General features: G+C 71.3%; 6 protein-coding genes. All 6 read left to right on the top strand.

Translation table 11 applies throughout. From position 1 onward, the window contains the following. Positions 1-372: hypothetical protein (locus VK923_02160; GenBank protein HSJ43471.1), on the top strand; the 372-nt coding region annotated here is incomplete at its 5' end. Continuing rightward, the gene (locus VK923_02155; GenBank protein ID HSJ43470.1) at positions 369-1643 is read left to right on the top strand and encodes a YihY/virulence factor BrkB family protein; all 1275 of its coding nucleotides are present in this window, start codon (positions 369-371) and stop codon (positions 1641-1643) included. The genes VK923_02160 and VK923_02155, both read left to right, overlap by 4 nt. Positions 1644-1733: 90 nt before the next feature. Further along, on the top strand, positions 1734-4175 hold the full coding sequence (mbhE, locus tag VK923_02150) for a hydrogen gas-evolving membrane-bound hydrogenase subunit E (protein HSJ43469.1): 2442 nt from the start codon (positions 1734-1736) through the stop codon (positions 4173-4175). Further along, the gene (locus VK923_02145; GenBank protein ID HSJ43468.1) at positions 4175-4669 is read left to right on the top strand and encodes an MnhB domain-containing protein; all 495 of its coding nucleotides are present in this window, start codon (positions 4175-4177) and stop codon (positions 4667-4669) included. Before mbhE ends, VK923_02145 begins: the two co-directional genes overlap by 1 nt. Then, on the top strand, positions 4666-5076 hold the full coding sequence (locus VK923_02140; GenBank protein HSJ43467.1) for an NADH-quinone oxidoreductase subunit K: 411 nt from the start codon (positions 4666-4668) through the stop codon (positions 5074-5076). The genes VK923_02145 and VK923_02140 overlap by 4 nt, the downstream gene beginning before the upstream one ends. Then, positions 5073-6244: proton-conducting transporter membrane subunit (locus VK923_02135; protein HSJ43466.1), on the top strand; the 1172-nt coding region annotated here is incomplete at its 3' end. The genes VK923_02140 and VK923_02135, both read left to right, overlap by 4 nt.

Raw genomic sequence — 6244 nt, 5'->3', positions numbered from 1 at the left:
TGGGCCACCGCGCAGGCGCTGATCGAGCTGGGTGCCCGCCACTGCACAGCGCGGGCGCCGGCCTGCGGCGGCTGCCCCGTCGCGGACGCCTGTGCCTGGCATGCCCGCGGCAACGCTCCGCCCGATCCGGGCCTCGTGGTCCGTCCCGCCGCGCCGGTGCCGTTCACCGAGACCGGCCGCTACCACCGCGGCCGGCTGCTGGACGCGCTGCGGGCCGGACCCGTCGCGACCGCGGACGTGGCGGCGGCCGCCGATACCGACGATCCCGACCGCGCGCGACGGCTCGCCGACGACCTCGTCCGTGAAGGTCTGGCCGCGTGGTCCATGGGTACGCTCACGCTGCCCGAGCGTGACGTCGAAGGGGAGACGTGAGCAGCAGGTTCGATCTTCGAGCGCTGCGCGACCGCGACGAGGTCACCGCCGCGGGAAAAGAGCTCACCGCCGAGATCAAGTCCGACGACGTGCCGACGCTCGCCGCGGCGGTGTCGTTCAAGATCGTGCTCGCGCTGTTCCCGGCGCTGCTGGCCGCCGTCGCGATCTCCGCGCTGGTGATCGACGAGCGGGACCTGACGCAACTGCTTGCCAACGCTCCGCCTGACCTCACGGAGGCCATCAGGCCGCAGCTCGAGGAGTTCATCGAGCGCGCCGCGTCGGGAGGCATCGCCATCGGTGGTATCGCGCTGGGCCTATGGGCAGCGTCCGGTGCCGCATCCACCCTCAACAAGGCGCTCAGCCGCGCCTACGACGAGGCCGACGACCGCAAGCTGCTCTCAGCCCGTGGCATCGCGCTGGTCGTGACGGTCGCCCTGCTGGTCGCGCTGATCGCGATCTCGGTGCTGCTGGTCGCGGGCGGCGCGATCGAGAACCGCATCCTCACGTCGCTGCCGTTGACCGAGACCGCACAGTCAGGCCTGGATCTGGCCGCGACCGTCGGACGGTACGTGGCGGCCGTCCTGTTGCTGATGGTCCTGTTCGCGTTCATCTACTGGATCGGCCCCGACTGGGAGCAGCGGCCCAGATGGGCGTGGATCACACCGGGTGCGGCGCTCGCCGTCGTCACCTGGCTGCTCGCGTCGGCGGTGTTCGGCTGGTACGTGGCGACCTTCGGTAGCTACACGAAGTCGAACTCGCCGTACGGTCCGCTGGGCAGTGCGATCGTCTTCATGCTCTGGCTGCAGCTGTCGATGTTCGCGCTGCTTCTCGGCGCGGAGGTCAACCAGGTGCTCACGCGGCGCGCGCGCCGTAGGCGGTCGGGCGTCGATGCCGACGCCGGCGCGGTCGGAGCTGCTCATGACGGGCACCGGGCGGCTGTCGCGACCAGCACCGCCGCCACCGCCACGGTTGCTGCGTTCGCGGGGGGTGGCATCCGCGCAGCGACGACCCCGACCCGGGGCCGCGCGGGCGTCGCCCGATCGCGGCCGCCGGCCGGCCACACGAACCACAGCGGCGCGACAGCGGACCCGTCACCCGGTGGCCCGCGCCACGATCACGTGATCGACAGCCATGCTCCCGACGGGCACGGTGGCGGCGGATCCGCCGGGACGCAGCGGTCGGTGCCCACGGCGACCCTGCTCGGCGCCGGCGTCGCGGCGGTGTCCAGCCTCGTGGGGTTGACAGGATTGCTGCGGCGCCTCAAGGGTTGACCGATGCGCGCAGCCATCCTCGTCGATAGCGTGTCGTGCGCCTCGTCAGGGAAGCCTGGCGGCCGCGCGACGTGAGTAAGGGGAAACCGGGTGCCGATCGCCCTCGTGGCATTGCACTTCGTCATCGCGGCGATCGCACCGGTCAGCGCCCGGACACTGGGCCGGCGGGTCTTCTACCTGTGCGGCGCGGCCCCGTTGGCGACCGTGCTGTGGGCTGCCGCGGTCGCGCATGGTGTGCTGGAGGGCGAGCCCGTCGTGGCCTCGTTCGGCTGGCTGCCCGCGATCGGGCTCGAGGCGACCTTCCGCGTCGACGCGTTCGCGCTGGTGTGGATCGCGCTGGTCAGTGGCATCGGCACGCTGATCTTCCTCTACAGCGTCTCCTACTTCGGCCACCATGACGGCACCGACCGCGACCTGGGGCGGTTCGCGTCCCGGCTGACCGCCTTCGCCGGCGCCATGCTCGGCCTGGTCCTCGCCGACAACCTGCTCGTCCTGTACGTCTTCTGGGAGCTGACGTCGATCACCAGCTACCTGCTGATCGGCTACGAGGACGAGAAGGGGTCGGCGCGCGCCGCCGCCCTGCAGGCGATCCTGATCACCGCCACCGGTGGCCTGGTCATGCTCGCCGGGTTCGTGCTGCTCGGGGAGGCCGCCGGCACGTACGAGCTGTCCGCCCTGGTCGAGAACCCGCCGCTGACCGGCGCGGGAGCCGTCGGGGCGCTGCTGACCATCGCCGGGGCGGTGACCAAGTCGGCGCAGGTGCCGTTCCACATGTGGCTGCCCGGCGCGATGGCGGCGCCCACGCCGGTCAGCGCCTACCTGCACTCGGCGACCATGGTCAAGGCGGGCGTGTACCTGGTCGCGCGGATGGCCCCGGCGTTCGCCGCCGTGCCCGGGTGGCGCGAGGTCCTGCTGACGCTGGGTCTGGCGACGATGCTGTGGGGCGGGCTGCGCGCGATGCGCCAGCACGACCTCAAGCTGCTGCTTGCGTTCGGCACGGTCAGCCAGCTCGGGTTCATGATGACGCTGTTCGGCGCCGGGTTCGCCGAGGCGACCCACGCCGGCGTCGTGCTGCTGCTCGCCCACGCGATGTTCAAGGCCACCCTGTTCATGGTCGCCGGCATCGTCGACCACCAGACCCACACGCGCGACATCCGGAAGCTGTCGGGGGTGGCGCGGCGGATGCCGGCCCTGGCCGTCGTCGGCACGGTCGCGGCGCTGTCGATGGCGGGCCTGCCGCCGCTGTTCGGGTTCATCGCCAAGGAGAGCGCGTACGAGGCGTACGTCCACGCCGAGCTCGCCGCGCCGTGGGGGTCCGTCGTGCTCGCCGGCCTGGTCGCGGGCTCGGTGCTGACGTTCACCTACAGCCACCGCTTCGTGTGGGGCGCCTTCGCCACCAAGGACCGGGCCGCGCAACGCAAGCTCGTCGGCTGGCAGTCGCCGCAGCCGCCGCGGCTGTTCCTCGCGGGTCCGGCGCTGCTGGTCGCGCTCACCATCGCGACGGGCATCGTGCCCGCCAGCGTGGACCATCTGGTCAACGCGGCATCGCACGCGTTGATCGAGGGCGAGGAGATACACCTCGCCCTGTGGCACGGGTTCACGCCGGCGCTGTTGCTGTCGATCGTGACGATCGGCTACGGTGTCGCGCTCGTGTGGGTGCGCGAGCCGTTCGCCAAGCTGCAGGAGCGCCTCGGCGGCTGGCCCGGCTCGCAGGCGGCGTACGAGTGGTCGGTCAAGGCGCTGAACGTCGTCGCGGACCGGACCACCGGCATCGTCCAGAGCGGATCCCTGCCGATCTACCTGGCCGTGATCCTGCTCGCGGCGGTGGCGCTGCCGACGTCGGCGCTGCTGACCCTGCCCGGCCTGCCGGAGCCGTCGGCGCTGGCCGAGGACCCCGGCCAACTGCTGGTCGCGTTCGGCATCATCGTCGCCGCCGTCTCGGTGGTCTTCAGCCAGCGCCGCTTCATCTCGGTACTGCTCATCGGCGGCGTCGGCTACGGCGTGGCCGTGCTGTTCGTGCTGCAGGGCGCACCCGACCTCGCACTGACCCAGTTCCTGATCGAGACGCTCAGCGTCGTCGTCTTCGTGCTGGTCCTGCGGTTCCTGCCGCCCCGGTTCGACCGTCGTCCCTGGCGCCTGGGGCAGGTGCTGCGCGTGCTGACGGCGTCGGCCGTCGGCGTCTTCGTGTTCTTCATGGCGCTGATCGCGGGCGGCTCGCGCCCGTCATCGCTGACGCCGATCTCGACCGAGTTCCTGGCGCGCTCGATCGACGAGGCCGGGGGCCACAACGTCGTCAACGTGATCCTCGTGGACTTCCGTGGCTACGACACTCTGGGCGAGATCACAGTGCTGCTGGTCGCCGCGCTCGGCGTGGCCGCGCTGGTCCTGGCCACCAGGCGGGACCAGGGCGTCGGCGAGGCCGACGAGCGCCCGGACGCCGACCGGCGCGACGAGGAGCAGCCGTCGCCCGACCGGGTCGACGTCGGTGACCACGACCGTGGCGCCCACGTCGGCGCGGAGGTGGAACGCTGATGCGGCCGTCGCTGATCCTCGACACCGTGACCCGCGGCGCGTTCCCGCTCGTGCTGACGTTCTCGCTGTACCTGCTGTTCGTCGGCCACAACGCGCCGGGCGGCGGCTTCGTGGGCGGGCTGACCGCCGGCACCGCCCTCGTCCTGGTCTACGTCGGCGGCGGCATCCAGCGCCTGCGCAGCGTCGTCGGCATCCGCCACGAGACCCTCCTGGGCGCGGGGCTCGCGTTGGCCGCCGCGACCGGCCTGGCGTCGCTGCTGCTGGGCGAGCCGTTCCAGTCCAGCGCGATCCTGACCTGGCACCCTCCGCTGCTCGGCGAGGTCAAGCTCGTGACCGTGCTGTTCTTCGACACCGGCGTGTACCTGATCGTCGTCGGGCTCGTGCTGGCGCTGCTGACGATCCTCGGCGCCTACAGCGAGAAGGACGCGCGGCAACCCGGCGCGGGGGCCGCGGACGGCCAGGTCCGGCCGCCCGTGGGGGGTGAACGCCGATGACCCTCGCCCTGGCCCTGGTCGTGGCGGTGCTGTTCGCCATCGGGACCTACCTGATGCTGCAGCGGACGTTGACACGGGTGATCTTCGGGCTCGTGCTCATGGGCCACGGAGCCAACCTGCTGCTGCAGCTCGCAGGGGGTCGCGCCGGCGAACCACCGCTGGTCGAGGAGGACTCGCCGGCCACGATCGTCGGCATGGACAGCGCCGGGGTCTTCGTCGACCCCCTGCCCCAGGCGCTGGCCCTGACCGCGATCGTCATCTCGTTCGGCGTCACCGCCTACCTGTTGGCGATGGCGTACCGCAGCTGGGTGCTCCACGACAGCGACGAGGTCGAGGACGACGTCGAGGACCGCCGGATCGCGCGGTCGTCGGCCGCGACCGCCGACACGGAGGGGGACACCCCGTGATCGCCCTGCCGATCGCGCTGCCGCTGCTTGCGGCCGCCGTGTCGCTGCTGGTCTCGCGCTGGCACTGGGCGCAGCGGGCGATCAGCCTGCTGACGTGCACCGCGACCGTCGCGCTGGCGACGGTGATCCTCCAGCGGGCCGACGCCGAGACCGCCCTGGTGTCGCAGCTCGGTGGTTGGCCGGCGCCGTTCGGGATCACCCTGGTCGCGGACCGCTTCGGCGCCATCATGCTGCTGATCTCGACGATCATGATCCTGGTCGTGCTCGTGTACGCGCTCGGCCAGCTCGGCGACGAGCGCGAGTTCCACCTGCACTTCCACCCGGTCTACCTCGTGCTGTCCGCCGGCATCGCCGCGTCGTTCCTCACCGGCGACCTGTTCAACCTCTTCGTGGCCTTCGAAGTCATGCTGATCGCCAGCTACGTGCTCATCACGCTGGGGGCCAACAAGGGACAGGTCCGCGCCGGCATGACATACGTGGTCATCAACCTGCTGGCCTCGACGCTGTTCGTCGCCACCGTCGCCTTCATCTACGCCGCGACCGGCACCGTCAACCTGGCGCACCTCGCCGTCCGCCTCGCCGAGCTGCCCGACGGCCTGCGCGCCGCGTTCGGCTACCTGCTGCTCGTCGTCTTCGGCGTCAAGGCCGGCATCTTCCCGCTGTTCTTCTGGTTGCCCGACTCCTACCCGACCGCACCCGCGCCGATCACAGCGCTGTTCGCCGGCCTGCTGACGAAGGTCGGCGTCTACACATTGATCCGCACGCAGACGCTGCTGTTCCCCCACGACGGCGCGCCATCGCTGGTCATCCTGGTCATCGCCGGACTCACGATGCTGATCGGGGTGCTCGGCGCGATCGCGCAGGACGACATCAAGCGCATCCTCAGCTTCCACATCATCAGCCAGATCGGCTACATGATCTTCGGGCTCGGCCTGTTCACGCTGGCCGGCATCGCTGGCGCCGTCTACTACGTCATCCACCACATCGTCGTGAAGACGTCGTTGTTCCTGGTCGGCGGCATGATCGAGACCGGCACGGGCTCGGGCTCGCTGCGCCACCTCGGGGGCGTCGCACGTCGCGCGCCGGTGCTCGGCCTGCTGTTCCTGGCAGCCGCCTTCAGCCTGGCGGGCCTGCCGCCGTTCAGCGGCTTCGTCGCCAAGCTCGCCCT

It is taken from the genome of Euzebyales bacterium (assembly GCA_035461305.1).
Taxonomy (GTDB): domain Bacteria; phylum Actinomycetota; class Nitriliruptoria; order Euzebyales; family JAHELV01; genus JAHELV01.
This window is presented reverse-complemented; position numbering and strand designations above follow the sequence as displayed.

Excerpts from the sequence above, each read along its gene's own strand:
- VK923_02145 (HSJ43468.1), top strand. The coding sequence starts at position 4,175 with ATGCGGCCGTCGCTGATCCTCGACACCGTGACCCGCGGCGCGTTCCCG.
- VK923_02140 (HSJ43467.1), top strand. The coding sequence starts at position 4,666 with ATGACCCTCGCCCTGGCCCTGGTCGTGGCGGTGCTGTTCGCCATCGGG.